Here is a 15,989-nt window from a genome sequence, read left to right as displayed (position 1 = left end):
CGTTACTATCAGGTGTATGACCAAGTCGCATGCTCATCGTCAGGTGGCTTCTATTTCGACCGAGCCGCCCAGACCGTCATCAGTTTCTTCTTCTCCCGGAGCTCCCATGAATCAGAACCCAATCGACTCGGCGCCGCGAACTCCAATGGATCTCGGTCCGGACAGCCATTTTTATGGGCTAGGTGTCCGCTCGGAAACCGACTGGAACTCGCGGAGCCGCTTTGGACCAACCGACATCCTGGTTAACATCGCCTGCCATGGCGTCGACAGGAAGGAAGAAGACCGTTTCCGGACCTTGGATCGTGAACACGTCGTAGAATGCCAGCCTCCCAAGAATTGAAAGCTACGGCGAATACGTGTCAGCAAGAGGTGCCCTTCCTCCGTGTAACGACGTCCGCAGCGCTGTAATTCTGGCCTAGGGCAGCCGAGTGAATTCAGTCCATCCCGGACTCAGCTGCACTCCCATGGAGGAAGACGCTGATTTCAGCGGCCGCCAAGGACAGCTTTTTGGATTAGTGTCGCCGACACCGAGGCCATCAGCGACCTGGTCGTTCCTCGCATCTGACGCCAGGCTCTCGAACAGCCCAGAACTAGAAGCCGGGCATTCATCCAAGTTTCACCAACCGCATCGCTACATTCAAGGACAAACACCATGACGATTACCTCACGTGAACGGGCCAGCGGTCTCAGCGGCATCTTGCCGGACGGATTCTCCCAGCCCTACCGTGCCGGTGAACTCTACCCCCAGCCGCCCTACCGTTATCGCGGCGCCGAAAGCCTTAGCCTCGTCTACGAGGCACAGGCAGCACCAATCCGTACCATGCTGCCCCCTGGTGTCAGCATTGACGCTGAGTTGGCCACTGTCTCGCTCGTGGCAAGCACCTACCAGCGCACACCGTTCGGCGCCTACCGCGAGTTCTACTTCACAGTCCTCGTGGACTTCAACGGAGAAAAATACATGTACAGTCCGGTGATGTACGCCGACAATGAAGGAGCATTCGCTGCAGGGCGCGAACTGTGGGGGTTTGCCAAAAAAACCGCCGTCATGGACTTCCGCATTACATCAGGCCAGTGGACCTTCTCGGCAACCCGCCATGACGGACTGCCGCTGATCGACCTGTCCGTCGCCTGTCAGGCTACCGATTTGCCAGCGGCTGCACAGTCGGTGGCGCACCCAACCCTGACAATGAAACTCATACCCGGAGGCTCACCCGGCCACCCGGCGGTAGCGCAACTGATAGCCACACACAACAAGAAGGCAATGCACAAAGACGCCTTCGGAGACCCCGACCGTTGGAGCGGCAGAGCAGCCGTCGCAATCCAGGCAGCTTCCGCGACCGATTCGCTGACACCGTTTTTGCCAGCAGGAGAATGCATTGGCTGGTACTCGCACTATGACTGTGACTTGCCTGCTGGAGAAGTGATTTGGGACTACCTGACCGGAAAGTAGAGGCCTAATCGGTCATTCAGGGCGAACTCACACCCGACTGCCTTCCCGTCTTCGGGCGGTACCGTCACAGGTTCTGCGCGAAGGCGGGAAAGACGCTTAAATGAGAAAGTGAACGTTGTGGAAGAAGTGGAACGGTTCTGCGCGCGCCATAAGACTGCTGGGCCGGACGCGGAGCCTGGCAATGGAACGCGCGAGCAGGTGCTCGACGCCGCCCTTGAGATCGCCGCTGCTGAAGGGGTCAAGGGAGCTTCCATGAGGCGGATCGCGGGACGGGTCGGCATGCGGACCGCTACACTCTATTCCTACTTTCCCGACGGGAAGGACCAACTGATCTCTGCCGCCTTGTCTTCCCTACTGAAAGCCTTCTATCGTAACGCGGCACAGGGATTGCGCCCTGGTGACTCCAGTCTCGAGAATTTGCGCAGCCTTGTCTTCCTCCACGTGCGTTGGGTCTTGGAAAAGCCCAAGACTGTGCCTGCATGGGACGTTGTTGTGGCGGCGGACCGGATATCACCGGTACTTACGGATTCGGTCCGGGACGAACTCGAAGAGTTGAAAGCCGGTTACCGACAACTTATCCGGAGACTATTGGAGGACCTGGGAATTGAGCACACAGCAGCAGTTCATTGGGCGGAGATGATTATTGTCATCTGCGACGAAATCCTTAAATGGGGGCAACCCGGCTCCACTCTTGCGGGACCGTTTGAAGCCGAGGAATTCATGTGGCTGGCGGTCAGAAGGATCCTGTGTCTGCCCTCGCCGGTCGATGAAGGCCTGACCAGATTCCCTTCGGTGAACGATATTCGCTAAGTGGAACTGGGCCTCTGGCACAGGTGCCTTGTCGTGCCACGGCTAGCGCAAAGCCCGGCAGGAGGTCAGCATATTTCTGGCCAGCATGGAAGGCCACTCCTGGCAACTTCGCGCCGTAGCATGAAGAGTTTCTCCATTACCAGATGCTTTTCCGAAACACTTTGAAGGCCAAGCCCTTGCCGGCGGAACGCTAAGGCCCCGGCACTGTCATGCGCCGCAACCTGGCCTCTGCCTGCATCTTCGTAGGGTCTTCCTCTGCGGGGTGGGACATACGCCGCTTCGGTTACTCAGTGGCCGGCAGCCAGCCCATCCGGAAAACGTTACTCAATTCAGCCTCTGACACGTAAGGTCCCACCATTGCAATCCTCAGACATAACGTTTCGCACTAGAAAGTGGGTAAGGCCAGAAGACCTAAACGCGAACGGCACCCTCTTCGGTGGGAGCCTCCTCAAATGGATTGATGAGGAAGCAGCGATCTATGCCATCCTCCAACTGGGCAACGGCAGGGCGGTGACAAAGTATATTTCCGAAATCAACTTCGTCAGCTCCGCAGTCCAAGGGGACCTCATCGAGATGGGTCTAACGGCCACTAAATTTGGCAGAACCTCACTGACTATGCGAGCGGAAGTTCGGAACATGATCACCCGGCGATGCATCCTCACCATCGAGGAAATCGTGTTCGTAAATCTGAACGGCGAGGGTAAGCCCGAGCCGCACGGCTACACGAACATTACCTACGACAGAGACAGGGTCCCCGCGCACCACGTCACCGAAACACTCCTCGGCTAGGCGAAGATTTATGCCCCCTACCGTCGGCTTCCTCCGGTTCCTGCAGAGCAGCGAACGCCAGCACCCGCTACCAGTGCGTGAGCCCAGCCCTGGTTGGACGGGAGGCGGTAAGTATCGCAGGACCGACCGGGACAAGCTGTCCAGCGGCCGGCGGGCGGTTGGCCGCTGGAGGCGGGGGCGGAGCGGCGAATGACCTACCGACACCTGTGACGACGGTACTGTGCGGCCGCCTCCCGGCATTGAGCCATGCTTGGAGTCAAGTGAAGAATATCTGCCCCACTTGTTTGAGGGAGTCGATCGAACTTGCATTAATTGCATGATTCTTGCATCCAATGGTGCTTGTCTGCCAGGAGCCGAGAATTGGCCTTTCGGCCAACTGCTGGCGACGTTCAGCGGAGTGGTAGGCGGGTCTGCTTGGGTTGTTTGGGCCGTCCTGTCCTGTCTGTTGGCCCCTGCAACGACGGCTTCGACCACCGCTTCATCTGCCCTTCGGCCGAGTCTTTGGTTCGTTCAGTTTCGGCTTGGGAACGAGCATGCTGTGCCTTGGCAGGGCTTCGCAAACGGACGCTTCGTCGGCGTCGAAGTTGTTCACGAGGTCCGATTACGAGTTGGCGGGATAGTTTGAGGGGATGATGTCAGCCCGCCAGAAACCTCGAGGCGCTCTTCTGCTGCCGTGACATCTCAATGATTTTTAGGACTTCGACGGCGTCGCGCTGGTCCACATGGGTTGGCCTCCCGGCCTGCGGCGCCTGTGCCAACTGCTTGTAGAACTGCCGATGGCACTCACACCGCTGATCATTGTGCTGGACAGCCTTCAGGATCTGGTGCTCTACCTAACGTAGGGTGTCAATGTGGTTTGGCAGTGTTTCGAATTCATGATGCCTGACTTCCTTATAAGCGATGACGATTGGGGCTAGATGGGCTTGCGGGAAAAGTGGGCAGGGCAGGAACAGGAACGCCAGGCGGCTAATGAGGAACGCGCCCGGATACGCGAGGCAGAACGGGCTGAGGAAGCCTACAGGAGCAGCCCCGTGGGCCTAGCGGAGACTGCATACAAAAACGGAGATCAGTTCTTTCAGGTTGAGATGGAAGTAAGTTCCTTAGCGGGCTCACACTCTTCCTTCGGGTCCTCGGAGAACCGCTTGGTACAAGGGTCTTCTACTGCTGTGACTCTGGGGCAGATCGAAGCCGTTGGCTGGCATCTCGAGCACACTGGTTATGTCTTCGTGGAAACCGGTTCGACGTCCACTAACCGTGTCCTGGCAACTGGACAGGGCGTGGTCACCAAGGGACATGTCGCCGGGATCTATCTATTCAGGCGTATGGGGCAGCACAAACTTTGAGCCATATCAACTGCAGATAGCCTGACTGCTAAGCACGCAACGGTCTCGTAGCAGGCTTTTCAGGCCTTCGGACTTCGAGGTGGAATACGGCGGCCCTGGCTGTCCATTGGCCACTGCCGCTCTGGGTGGACTGCCAACGAGCCTTCAGTGACTGGGCGTTACGCATGAAACATCGCTGCGTGCTGTCGGAAATCGTTGAACGTTTCCCTCATCCAGGAACGCCAGCGGGAGGGCATCGCTCTGGTCAAGCAGCGCGGCGCCTACAAAGGACGGAAAAAGACACTCACGCCGGAACGAGCCGCCGAGCTCGTCCAGCGCGCCGGCACCGGTGTTCCAAAAGCTCGCCTTGCCCGTGACTACGGGATCAGCAGGGAGACCGTCTACCAGTACCTGCGCCAAGCCAAGCTGGAGTGAGCCGCTCCCCTGCCTGTGCCGTCGATGTGAAATAGTCCGCGCGACCCTAGCTTGACGGAATATCCGTTATCGGCTCTATAGGGGTGGGCGGGGGAGAACGCTGGAGAGGCGCAATCTAACCACTCAGAGGGGATGCGGAGGAAGCCGCCAGGCCGGCACCTAACAAGACCGGGTACGCTGGAACGGATGTACTCCGCCGCGTCCGGCCCGGTCACTGCAAGTTTCTGGGCCGGGATGATTCCCTTAAGGAAGATGGCGTCTCATCCGACACTTGTGCGGAGGCAGCCCAGACCAGGGCCTTCAAAAGAATTGTGCCTTAGTTCTTCACAGCAGATCCATCTCCTGGATGAGTCCGTATTCCACTGTGGGACTCAGCGTCGCAGTGAATTTTCTAAAGCTGTGCCGTGTAACGAGAATGCCGCAGTCGGTTGCTTGGTTACTGAGCGAGTTGGTGGCCTTCTCCAGTTGGTCATCTCTTGAAGCACGGTTCTGAGCTTCGATGGTAATTAGCGTCTGGCAAGGCATGGTTGGTCTCCGTTGTCCAATTTATGAGCGATTTGCTGGCCTGATATAGCCCTTTGTCCCTAGCTCGAACTCTTGTAGTCGGCGCTCCAATGTTGGAGCTGCAACAGGTTTCGATATGCTGCGCCGAGAATGCTTAAGCTTGACTACCTTTGTCGATTTCGTTTCCCGTAGCTATACAGGCTGGAAGGTGGGGTAGTCGGTGTACCCGCGGGCCCCGCCCCCGTAGAAGGTGGCCAATTGAGGCTCGTTTAGATCCAGCCTCGACTGAAGTCGACGCGGTAGATCCGGGTTGGCGAGGAAACTCCGTCCAAACGCGACGGCGTCTATCCACCCCGCGCGAAGCAAACGATTCGCCTTGGTCAAGTCGTAGTTTCCCGCGCCAATCAGCGTTCCCGGAAAGGCCGACCGAAGGGCGATACGAAAATCGTCGTCGAGTTGCGGGCCTCCCACCCAATCTGGCTCTGAGAGGTGAAGGAAGGCCACCTTTCGCTCGGCCAGGGCCGCGGCCAAGTAAGAGCACATCGGCCCCCCGCCGGTATCGTCGAGGCCATTGAAAAGCCCGAGCGGTGAGATCCGGATGCCAACATGCGCTGGATCCCAGGCATCGGTGACGGCATCAAGCACCTCAAGAGTGAGGCGGGCTCGGTTACTGAGACTTCCACCGTATTGATCTGTTCGGCTATTGCTTTGTGCCGACATGAACTGGGCAAGCAGATATCCGTGGGCAGCGTGAATCTCAACCATGTCAAAGCCAGCTGCCCGTGCGTTGTACGTGGCCTGCCGGTACGTCTCGATCACGCCAGCAATTTCATGATTCTCGAGTGCTCGTGGAGTCGGGCAATCGACGCGCGTAGGCTGCCCACTCTCGCCTCGGATGGTGGTCCGGTTGGAATAGGGCAAGGCGCTTGGAGCCACCGGAAGTTGGCCGTCATGAAAGGACTGGTGGGAGACCCGTCCGACATGCCACAGTTGGCACGCGATCCGTCCTCCTACTGCGTGCACCGCGTCAGTGACACGGCGCCATGCCGTGACCTGCTCCTCGGTGTGGATGCCCGGGGTATCCATGTAGCCCTTGCCTTGTTGGGAAATTTGGGCACCCTCGGAAATGATGAGGCCAGCACTAGCCCGCTGAACGTAATACTCGAGCATGAGGTCGTTGGGAACATCGCCCGGTTGTGTTGATCGCATTCGAGTCAACGGCGCCATGAAAACGCGGTTTGGCGCTGTGACGGCTCCCAATTTCAAGGGATCGAAGAGAGTGGGCATGAATGAGATGTCCTTTTAGTAAGGGTCGGCACCAAAGGGTGGTTAACCGTGTTCGGCAAGATTCATACGCGAGGGCTAAGCCGCCCTTCAGCGGTTTACGAAGTTCGGTATGCGCTTCTCAAGGAACGCACGCATTCCTTCTGCTTGGTCGTCGAGGGCGAACATCGCGGCGAAGGCCTGCTTCTCTACGCGCAGCCCTTCTGCAAGTGTGGACTCTTGGGATGCCTGCAGAGCGTCTTTGCCGGCATACACCACGGGAAGTGATTTAGAGGCGATGCTCTCGGCCACCGCCGCAGCTTCGTCGAGCAGTCGTGATGCCGGGACGACCCGAGAAACCAAGCCTGCTCGTTCGGCCTCGTCCGCGCCCATGAGGCGGCCCGTTAGCACCAGATCGGCGGCCTTGTACTTACCGATCGCGCGCGGTAGGCGCTGCGTACCGCCGATGCCAGGAATGACGCCTAGGTTGATCTCTGGCTGCCCGAACTTCGCAGTGTCTGCCGCCAGGATGATGTCACACATCATCGCCAACTCGCATCCACCACCGAGAGCGAAGCCAGCAACGGCGGCCACGACGGGCGTGCGAAGCTTGCCGAACTCGCCCCACGACTGGAATGGGTCGTTGAGATACATGTCGATGTACCCCTTGTCTGCCATTTCCTTGATGTCAGCCCCGGCAGCAAAGGCTCGATCCGAACCAGTTAGCACGATCGCACCGATGTCGGGGTGGGCATCGAAAGCCTTGCCTGCCAGGACGACCTCGCGGATGAGTGTTGGGTTAAGAGCGTTCAGGGCTTCAGGGCGGTTGAGAGTGATCCAGCCGACACGCCCGCGCGTCTCCACGATGATGGTCGTGTATGCAGTCATGTTTGTCCCCTGATCATGGGCCATTTCGGCGCGGTTGGTAGCAGCGGGGCTATCGGATCGCCCACGGGAGATGGGCGTCGTTGAAGTCATGAGTTTTCCTTGATCCTTTTAGGCGTGAAGCGGTGGCGAAGTGTGCGCTTTCCCGGTTCGTCCTACTTGAGCATTGGTTGACAGCAGCCAACTACCTCAACCGTTCGATGATTGTGACGTTGGCTAGACCGCCGCCCTCACACATCGCCTGAAGGCCGTAGCGGCCGTCGGTAGCCTCGAGATAGTTGAGCATCGTGGCCATGAGCCGCATACCTGAGCCTCCAAGGGGGTGGCCCAGTGCAATCGCGCCGCCGCGTGGGTTGAGTTTCTGCGGGTCGGCGTTGAACTCCTTTGCCCAGGCGAGGGGAACTGATGCGAACGCCTCGTTGATTTCGTAGGCATCGAACTCCTCGATGTCCAGACCGCTCCGCTTGAGTGCCTTGTGGGTCGCCGGAATAGGTCCGGTCAGCATGATTTCCGGGTCGCTTCCGGCGATCGCGAAAGTGTGGAACCTGGCCCGCGGTGTCATACCGAGAGCTTCCGCCCGCTGCTCGCTCATGATGAGTGCTGCCGACGCCCCATCAGAAAGCGGCGACGAGTTGCCGGGGGTAACGTTCCATTTGACCTCGGGGTAGCGCAATGCCATCTCATCGGTGTAAAAGGCGGGTTTCAATTCGGCGAGCCCCTCCGGTGTTGTCGCGGCCCGCACGGTCTCGTCCGTGACGTGGCTGCTACCGTCCGAAAGTGCAACGGGAATGATTTCATTAGTGAACCAGCCGCCGGCTGTTGCGGCGGCAGCTCGCTGATGAGACTGCGCGGCGAACGCGTCGAGTTCTTCGCGGCCGAATTTCCATCGTGATGCGATGAGCTCGGCCCCGATCCCCTGGCCAGGAAGGTTTGGGAAACGCTGCTGGAGTGGAGCCTGTGGGTGTCCCTCCCGTACCGACGAGAACATGGGTACCCGGCTCATGGACTCGACTCCGCAGGCGATCGCGATGTCGTAGGCGCCGGCCATGATGCCCTGCGCAGCGAAGTGCGCGGCCTGCTGGCTGGAACCGCATTGTCGATCTACGGTGGTCCCGGGCACGCTCTCCGGGAAGCCTGCCGTCAGGAGCGCCGTACGGGCCACATTGATTGCTTGGTCGCCCGCCTGAGTAACGCAGCCGGCAATGACATCGTCAATTAGGGCGGGATCAATGCCGCTGCGCTCAACGAGTGCTGTGAGCACTGTGGCGAGCAAATCCGCCGGATGAACTTCGGCGAGAGCACCCCCCGGCTTGCCTTTGCCTGATGCGGTGCGCACAATATCGACGATCACTGCGTTCATCATGTGAGTGGCTCCTCGTGCTTGTGGCATCGATCAGTGGTGCTGGGCTCGGCCGCGGTAGGCGGCCTAAACCGTCGTGAATTCATCAACTGTCGAACACTCCCAGTTGCCTGAGCAGTGCGCCCGAGTCCCAGTAGGACCGCTCCTGGGTCACCTTTCCGTCGCTTGAGAAGGTCATGAGGTTCACGCCGTGAAGCTCTACCGTGCGGCCGGTGGCCGCGATCCCGTCGAGCTCGCCGGCGTGCACACCCTTCGCTTTCCACTCCACAACAGCCGTGATGCCATCGTCGCCGACCAAGGCGCTTTCGAAGGAGAGCGGGTGGAACGCGCGGGTGAAGACGGCTAGGGCCTCCTCGATGGCGGCCCTTCCGCTAACCGGCGCAAGGGAAGTCATGTCGTAGAGGACGCCGTCATCAGCGAAGTGTTCTGCGACTGCCTTGGCCCCCTCTTTGGTTTCCCAGGCGGTGTCCATCTCCGCAATGATGTGATCGAGCTTTCGGGGCATGATAATTTCCATTCGAAAAGGGTGGAGTCTGTATATCGGCACCATTGAGGGAGCCCGGGCAGCATGCAGCTACCCGGACTGCCCACCAAGAATTAGGCCAGGTGTGTCTTGCTGACGGTTCGGGCGACGAGGGCACCGCTCTCGAGTGCCCCTTCGATCCATCCAACGTAGAAGGGTGCGATGTCACTTCCTGCGAAGTGGACTCGTCCATGAGCCTTTCGGATCTGCGGCGCGCACTCGGTGAATTGACCGGGGCGCATCATCATCCACGTTCCCTGTGAAAACTCGTTTGACGCCCAGTCCTCACACGCGGTGTCAACTACTTCGAGATCCGGCACATAAGCGCGCAGGGCCTCCTGAACAGCGGACTTGTCATCGGGGTCGATTGAGGTCGCGTCTGGGCAGAAACAGACGACGAGGGTGTCGCCTTCGTGGTAGTACTCGGCCATGGCGATCGTGATGGGATTCGCGCCTGCGGGAGCGTATGCGTTGAAGGGCTCTATCTCACCGCGGACGCGCACCCACATCTTGAGGTTTGTCATCGGGTGGCCTTCATCGATGAAGCGCTGGACCGGTTCGCTGACCTTGGGCGTGATGTCAATGTCAGCGAGCGTGTTTACGGGCACCGCAATGACGACTGCCTTGGCTCGTACCGTGTCACCGTTGCGGGTCACCACGATGACCTCTGATCCGGTGTCTTCAACGGATGCGACCGGGTTTGAGAGACGGATGTCCGCACCTGATTCCTCGGCCATTGCGTCAATTAGGCTCTTGGTTCCTGACTCGATGCGCCAGTACGCCCCGGCCTCCCACATTGCTCGCCAGTCTCCGAAGTGGATGGCGGACCATTTTAGGATCTGTGTGACTCCTTGTTGTGCCGGGTCCGCGACCGTGTACGTCAGCATGCCATCCAGGACGTCGCGGTCGTAGCCTGAAAGATTAAGGTTCGCCATGCGGTCAGCTATGGATTCTTTATCGATCACGCTGAGATCCGAGGCAGAGTCATCGAACGGCAGCGGGAAGTGCTCACGGGAGTCCGCGATGAATGCCCCAATTCCCGGTGCGCAGGCGGCGTCGTAGTCGGCGGCGGTGCCGGAGTTGGTCCGCCCGTCGGCAATCCAATAGATTTTGTCCACGTCAAGAGGAGCTGAGAACTTGATGTCGTGACGTCGCATCTCCCGCCAGAGGTGCGACTGGGTCCAGTGGACGTAGGCGCCTCCCAGTTCGACGGAACGCCCAATACCGTCATCGGTGTAGGTCCTGCCCCCGATGCGTTCTCGTCCCTCAAGGACGATGACATTGTGTCCGTCCGCTGAGAGGTCCCGTGCAGCCATGATTCCGGCGAAGCCAGCTCCGACGACAACTACGTCGCAAGTATCTTCCATTGATCTAGTCCTTTCCTAAAGATTTCCGTTCAACCTACATCTTCAGAGGTTAGATGTAAAGGGCTTTCTTTCGGGCAGCGGGATCAAAGTGCGACAGCCTTTATCATGGTGCTTTCCTCTACAAGCCGACGGGCTTTCATCCGTTGTGCGGGGGTGCCCCCAGCGACGAGGCACCCCACCAGCCGGCCATTCCTGTGGTGGCCGACAGTGACCCCGCGCTTTTTCCATCCATTACTGAAATCGCCCTCAAGGATGCGTGTCTCGTCGCAGGCCACGGAGGTCCCGTATCCCTGGACTCTGACGTCAAACTGATCGCTCCAGAACGAGGGAAGTGGCGCAAACACGTGTCCGGTTCCACCCGGGACCGGGCGGCCGAGGTCAGCCATAAGCGTGACGGCAGCCTGCACTGCCGTGTCAGCGGGCATAGACCAATGCTCTACTCGCCGGGGCACGTCATCGAACCGCGGATTAGGAAACCGCGCCACATCCCCGACTGCGACAATCCCTTGGTGACCTTCAACCCTGAGGGATCCGTCGCAGAGCAGCCCATTGGAGAGGTCGAGGCCAGTTCCGGATAGCCAGTCGACATTGGGCACCGAACCCACTGCCTCAACGACTAGGGTGGCCGGGATCTCGCTACCGTCGTCCAAACCCACTGCTTCGATGCGATCGCGGTCATCTGACCCTGTCCTGAGCGCGGTCACGACACGGTTAAGCGAGAATCGCACACCGCGGTCTTCGTGATGTTGCCGCATCGCACGTGCTAATCGTGCGCCGAGCGGGGCGAGCATGGGTTGTGCCAGCGGCTCGATAACCGTCACGTCACAACCGCGCGCAACGGCGCTGGCGGCGACCTCGCATCCGATGAAGCCGGCGCCGACCACTGCGACACGGACACCTGGCTGAAGCGCCGCCCGCAAGGAGATGGCGTCCTCCAAGGTCCTCAATACGTGTCGGGAGGCAGTGCCGCCCTCAAGCGCAAGCCTGCGTGGGCGCAACCCCGTCGCCAGAATGAGTCCGTCGAAGGCGAGGTCACTCCCGTCGTCCATAGCGACAGTCCTGGAGGCCAGGTCCAGTCCGACGGCCGAGTGCCCCGTTATCCAAGTGATGCCTTCGACGCCGGGACGCTGACGAAGCGCGACATCGGGGCGTGCCAGCAGGTCGGCTGCAGCCGGCTCACGGAGACCCTCGTCGGTGAGTACGGCCTTCGACAGCGGTGGCCGCTGATAAGGCGGATGATGCTCGGCACCAATGACGACGATTTCGCCGTCCCAGCCCTTGGCCCTAAGTTGCTCAGCAGAACGCTGGCCACCCAGCGAGCCTCCGACAACGACGATCCGGGCACTCATCAGTCATGCTCAACGAAGATGGCCTGCACAGGGCACACATCGGCTGCTTCGTCGACAGCGTCGCGCAACCCGAGATCCGGGTTGGACTCCCACACGAGCTTTCCATTGTCGTTGAAGGCGAAGACCTCCGGTGCGCTAAACACGCATTGTCCCATTTCGGCACATAGCTTTGTGTCTACGGTTACTTTCATCATTATTTCCTTTCAATGCCCACAGATCGCCGACACGGCGGCGACCTCGGTACGCTCACGGACGTGGTCGACCAGCGATTGGAACAAGGGGGTGGCATCGTCCTGCTCCGGATGCCACTGGACTCCGAGGACGTAGCTGTGCGCAGTGGACTCGATGGCTTCCACAACGCGGTCAGGATTGGAGTACGCGGTCGGCACCAGCCCGACCCCGAGGACGTTAACTGCCTGGTGGTGATAGGTATGAACACCAATATTGTTGCGATGCTTGTAGGCTGCCGCGAGGCGGGTGCCGGCAATAACATTGATTTCGTGCTGTCCAAAGGCGCCGGGCTTCCCTGCATGGTCGTCGTGGCCGAGGCGATCCGGGAGATGCTGGTCGATCGTCCCGCCCAAAGCAATGTTTATGAGCTGCATGCCACGACAAATGGCCAGGACAGGCATGTCCCGGTCAAGGGCGGCCCGGATGACGGCGAGTTCTACCTTGTCGCGCAGGTCATCACTGGCTTCGGTACGCGGGTGGCGCACTGCCCCGTAACAGGAGGGATCCACATCCCGTCCGCCCGCCAGGACAACGGCGTCTACCACGTCGAGCATAAGCTCAGGGTGCTCTGCAAGCATGTCGGTGGTCGGAAACAGGATCGGTGCGGCCCCCGCGCGTTCGATTGAGCGCGTGTACGAGATCGGTGTCACCGCCGCTGGGATCTCCCAAGAACCGATCCGGGCGACTTCAGTACCGACGACAACGCCAATGCGTACCACGTCCCGTGTGCCAGCGGATGTCATCGGAGTCATCCGATGTTGAACGGATCGCGGGTCGCGCCGGTGGTTTCGATCCACACTGACTTTGTCTCGACGTATTCGAACACGGACTCGCGGCCATTTTCACGGCCGAGGCCGCTCATCTTGAACCCGCCAAACGGGACGCCTGGCCCTGCTGCGCGGTAGGAGTTAACCCATACTGTGCCTGCGACCAGTGCAGCGGCCATCCGGTGCGCGCGCTGAACATCCTTGGTCCATACTCCAGCGGCGAGGCCGTATTTAGTGCCGTTGGCGAGCCGGATCGCTTCGTCCTCGGTGGAGAACTTGGTGACTGCGAGAACCGGGCCGAATACCTCTTCTTGAGCAATGTGCTGGCCTGGGTGCACGTTGGTGAGCACGGTCGGCGGCACGAAGAGCCCATTGAGTATGGAATCTTCCTGTCCACCATGAGCGATGATGGCTCCGTCTGACACCGCTTCGTCGATCATTGCCATGACCGACTCAAGCTGTCGGCGGTTTGCTACCGGCCCCATCTCTGTTTCCGGCGCTGCTGGGTCACCCATGATGATCGTGCGGGCCCGGTCGATGACGCGCTGGACAAGCTCGTCGTGAATCGACTCGTGGACCAGCAGGCGAGAACCTGCGATGCAGGTCTGCCCGGTGGCTGCAAAGATGCCGGCGATGATGCCGTTTGCTGTCGCCTCAAGATCGGCGTCCGGAAAGACGACTTGGGCGGATTTTCCGCCAAGTTCCAGGGACATCCGGGTCATCTGCGCTATGGCCGCGTGTCCGACCTGTACACCCACCGAGGTAGAACCCGTGAAGGCGATCTTATCGATGCCCGGGTGTCCTGCGAGGGCTTTGCCGACCTCCGGCCCGGACCCCGTTACGACGTTCACCACGCCCGGCGGAAAACCTGCTTCCTCCACGAGTTTTGCGAACTCCAGGGTAGAAGCAGGGGTGTAATCCGAGGGCTTGATGACCATGGTGCATCCCGCTGCTAGCGCCGGCGCGAGTTTCCAGGCCAGGAGCAGCAGTGGGGAGTTCCAAGGCAGAATGGCGCCGACAACCCCGACCGGCTCACGACGGGTGTAGATGAAGAAGTTTGGTCGGTCGGAGGGAATAGTTTCTCCGCAAAGCGTTTCGGCCACGCCGGCGAAGTACCGGTACCACTGCGGCAGATAGGCCATCTGGGAAGTCATCTCGCGCAGCAGTTTGCCGTTGTCGCGGGTTTCGATTTCGCCCAGATACACGTGATCGCGCTCGATCAGATCGGCGAGGCGACGCATGAGCTGGGCGCGGCCGGCATTGGTGAGTGTAGCCCAGGGTCCTCTCATCAGCGCCGCGCGGGCTGCGTCAACAGCGAGGTCGACATCGGCGGCGCCTCCGTCCGGGACGGTGGCCCACGCGCATTGCGTGTACGGATTTTCCGTAGTGTAGCGGGAATTGCTTCTCGCAGACGTCCAGTTGCCGTTGATGAACAACTCGTAGTTGATAAGGTCCTGCTGGTTATCGAGTGTCATGTTGCTACTTCCCTTTCATGCGGTATTGGCACTTCAGGCGTCGAATGTCATTGCGGCGGCCTCGAGCAGGACCGGGCGCAGAATGTTGATCATCTCGGCGAATTCCTTGGGGCCGGCAACCAAGGGCGGTGCGAACTGGATGACGAGATCTCCTCGCATGTCAGCGCGGCAAATAAGGCCGCGCCGGTACAGTTCTGGGGTGATGAAAGACAAGACCTTGCGTGCATCGGCGAGGTCAAACCGCTTCTTGCTACGCGCGTCACGCACCAGCTCGATGGCCCAGAAATACCCCGCCCCGCGTACGTCGCCAACGATGGGAATGTCGCGCAAGGTCTCCAGCGCGGCCTGCAGGCGCGGTTCGTTCTCACGTACATGCTCTACGAGGTTCTCGTTCTGCAGGATGTCGAGGTTTGCGAGAGCTACCGCCGCCGCCACTGGATGGCCGCCGAAGGTGACGCCGTGCGCGAACACGTTGCCGTCCCTTAGGAAGGGTTCCGCCACGGCCTCTGATGCGATCACGGCACCCATCGGTGCGTAAGCGGATGTGAGACCTTTGGCGACTGTTATGATGTCCGGGGTGTAGTTGAAGCGCTGGGCACCGAACCATTCGCCCAATCGGCCGAACCCGCAGATTACCTCGTCGGAAATAAGCAGTACGTCGTACTGATCGCAGATTTCACGGACCCGCTGGAAGTACCCCTCCGGGGGAACCAGGCACCCCCCTGAGTTTTGGACTGGCTCGAGAATGACCGCCGATACAGTGTCGGGTCCTTCGAACTCGATTCGTTCACGAATGCTTTCGGCCATCCAGGACAGATCATCCGAGGCCTCGGTGCGATAGCTATTGGTGTTGGGTACATGGCAGCCTCCGGCCGGCAGCGGTTCGAACGGTGCACGCGCCGCGGTCAGCGAGGTAGCGGTCAGTGCCCCAAGGCTTGTACCGTGATATGCGGTGTGCCGCGAAATGACCTTGAATTTTCCCGCGTTGCCCCGGAGCCGGTGGTATTGCCGGGCGAGCTTCAGCGCGGTGTCGACGGCCTCGCCTCCACCGCCGACGAAAAACACCCGGTTGAGATCCGCCGGGGCGAGATTCGCGATCCGCTCGGCCAGTGCGAGAGCCGGTGGGTGCGCGAATGACCAGGTGGGAAAGTAGGCCAGCTGGGTGGTCTGCTTGGCAGCCGCCTCCGCGATCTCCCGACGGCCGTGCCCAACGTTGACGCAGTAGAGCGAGCTGAGTCCGTCAAGGTATCGCTGTCCTTGGTCGTCCCAGACATAACATCCTTCGCCACGCACCATGACAGGTATGCGGTTTCCATCTGCGTAGGCACCCATGTTACTGAAGTGCATCCACAGATTCTGGGACCCAGGCTGTATCTGTTGCTCTTCATCGACTTCCGCTAATGGACTGCTCATCTCGCTCCTCATTTCTATCGCCGAAAAGACTTGACCTTCTATCCTC

The 15,989-nt window shown here is 59.9% G+C and carries 13 protein-coding genes and 1 pseudogene; 4 read left to right on the top strand and 10 right to left on the bottom strand.

Annotation, left to right across the window (positions count from 1 at the left end; translation table 11 throughout):
• Positions 1 to 652 precede the first annotated feature (652 nt).
• The 4 genes and pseudogenes from ACQ3DC_RS16105 to ACQ3DC_RS16090 form a co-directional block, all read left to right on the top strand.
• The gene (locus tag ACQ3DC_RS16105; protein ID WP_430752743.1) at positions 653 to 1,450 is read left to right on the top strand and encodes an acetoacetate decarboxylase family protein; all 798 of its coding nucleotides are present in this window, start codon (positions 653 to 655) and stop codon (positions 1,448 to 1,450) included.
• A gap of 108 nt (positions 1,451 to 1,558) precedes the next feature.
• Positions 1,559 to 2,260 (top strand): TetR/AcrR family transcriptional regulator, encoded by a 702-nt coding sequence (locus ACQ3DC_RS16100; RefSeq protein WP_430752742.1) that lies wholly within the window; start codon positions 1,559 to 1,561, stop codon positions 2,258 to 2,260.
• A gap of 357 nt (positions 2,261 to 2,617) precedes the next feature.
• A complete protein-coding gene (locus ACQ3DC_RS16095; RefSeq protein WP_430752741.1) occupies positions 2,618 to 3,049 on the top strand; it encodes an acyl-CoA thioesterase in 432 nt (143 codons plus the stop codon).
• 1,547 nt (positions 3,050 to 4,596) lie between these two features.
• A pseudogene (locus ACQ3DC_RS16090) lies at positions 4,597 to 4,806 on the top strand (helix-turn-helix domain-containing protein); the annotation flags it as partial.
• Between the two features lie 696 nt (positions 4,807 to 5,502).
• On the opposite strand, the gene nemA reads toward ACQ3DC_RS16090, so the two are convergent.
• From nemA to ACQ3DC_RS16040, 10 genes are all read right to left on the bottom strand, one after another.
• Positions 5,503 to 6,597 carry an N-ethylmaleimide reductase gene (nemA, locus tag ACQ3DC_RS16085; RefSeq protein ID WP_430752740.1) on the bottom strand — a complete coding sequence of 365 codons (1,095 nt, stop codon included), beginning with the start codon at positions 6,595 to 6,597 and terminating at the stop codon, positions 5,503 to 5,505.
• 87 nt (positions 6,598 to 6,684) lie between these two features.
• On the bottom strand, positions 6,685 to 7,461 hold the full coding sequence (locus ACQ3DC_RS16080) for an enoyl-CoA hydratase (RefSeq protein ID WP_430752758.1): 777 nt from the start codon (positions 7,459 to 7,461) through the stop codon (positions 6,685 to 6,687).
• A 181-nt stretch (positions 7,462 to 7,642) separates the two neighbouring features.
• Positions 7,643 to 8,821 carry a thiolase family protein gene (locus ACQ3DC_RS16075; protein WP_430752739.1) on the bottom strand — a complete coding sequence of 393 codons (1,179 nt, stop codon included), beginning with the start codon at positions 8,819 to 8,821 and terminating at the stop codon, positions 7,643 to 7,645.
• A gap of 82 nt (positions 8,822 to 8,903) precedes the next feature.
• Positions 8,904 to 9,335 (bottom strand): ester cyclase, encoded by a 432-nt coding sequence (locus tag ACQ3DC_RS16070; RefSeq protein ID WP_430752738.1) that lies wholly within the window; start codon positions 9,333 to 9,335, stop codon positions 8,904 to 8,906.
• Positions 9,336 to 9,415: 80 nt separating this feature from the next.
• Entirely contained in the window at positions 9,416 to 10,708 is a 1,293-nt protein-coding gene (locus ACQ3DC_RS16065) for a flavin monoamine oxidase family protein (protein ID WP_430752737.1), read from the bottom strand.
• 83 nt (positions 10,709 to 10,791) lie between these two features.
• A complete protein-coding gene (locus ACQ3DC_RS16060) occupies positions 10,792 to 12,057 on the bottom strand; it encodes an NAD(P)/FAD-dependent oxidoreductase (protein ID WP_430752736.1) in 1,266 nt (421 codons plus the stop codon).
• Positions 12,057 to 12,248: a ferredoxin gene (locus ACQ3DC_RS16055; RefSeq protein ID WP_430752735.1), complete on the bottom strand. Its 192-nt coding sequence runs from the start codon at positions 12,246 to 12,248 to the stop codon at positions 12,057 to 12,059. Before ACQ3DC_RS16055 ends, ACQ3DC_RS16060 begins: the two co-directional genes overlap by 1 nt.
• Before the next feature lie 12 nt (positions 12,249 to 12,260).
• A complete protein-coding gene (locus tag ACQ3DC_RS16050; RefSeq protein WP_430752734.1) occupies positions 12,261 to 13,031 on the bottom strand; it encodes a gamma-glutamyl-gamma-aminobutyrate hydrolase family protein in 771 nt (256 codons plus the stop codon).
• A 5-nt stretch (positions 13,032 to 13,036) separates the two neighbouring features.
• The gene (locus ACQ3DC_RS16045; protein ID WP_430752733.1) at positions 13,037 to 14,530 is read right to left on the bottom strand and encodes an aldehyde dehydrogenase; all 1,494 of its coding nucleotides are present in this window, start codon (positions 14,528 to 14,530) and stop codon (positions 13,037 to 13,039) included.
• Positions 14,531 to 14,563: 33 nt separating this feature from the next.
• Positions 14,564 to 15,943, bottom strand: a complete 1,380-nt coding sequence (locus ACQ3DC_RS16040) for an aspartate aminotransferase family protein (RefSeq protein ID WP_430752732.1) — start codon at positions 15,941 to 15,943, stop codon at positions 14,564 to 14,566.
• Positions 15,944 to 15,989: the final 46 nt, after the last annotated feature.

The sequence above is a fragment of the Paenarthrobacter sp. NEAU-H11 genome (assembly GCF_050573415.1).
GTDB lineage: Bacteria > Actinomycetota > Actinomycetes > Actinomycetales > Micrococcaceae > Arthrobacter.
Note: the sequence above shows the minus strand (reverse complement) of the source record. Positions and strands in the feature narration are given on the sequence as shown.